Raw genomic sequence first — 248 nt, 5'->3', positions numbered from 1 at the left:
CCTGGCGGCGACGTGGCTGGTCGCGCGGTTCACCCGCGCCACCCTCGCCCCCGACCTACACTGGCGGGACGTGGGGGCGGTCGGCCTGCTCGCCGGCATCGGGTTCACCGTCTCGCTGCTCATCGGCGGGCTCGCCTTCGGGGCCGGCAGCGCCCACGACGAGCACCTCAAGGTCGCGATCCTGCTGGCGTCGGCGACGGCCGCGGTCCTCGGCGGGGCGGCCCTCGCGGCGCGCGACCGGGCGCACC

General features: G+C 78.2%; 1 protein-coding gene. It reads left to right on the top strand.

Features of this window, described 5'->3' with window-relative positions; all coding sequences use genetic code 11:
• Position 1: 1 nt before the first annotated feature.
• A partial coding sequence (locus tag KVT14_RS20815; protein WP_306795884.1) for a Na+/H+ antiporter NhaA occupies positions 2-248 on the top strand: 247 nt, incomplete at its 3' end.

Origin of the sequence: Cellulomonas sp. GbtcB1 (genome assembly GCF_019091725.1) — a bacterium.
GTDB lineage: Bacteria > Actinomycetota > Actinomycetes > Actinomycetales > Cellulomonadaceae > Cellulomonas.
This window is presented reverse-complemented; position numbering and strand designations above follow the sequence as displayed.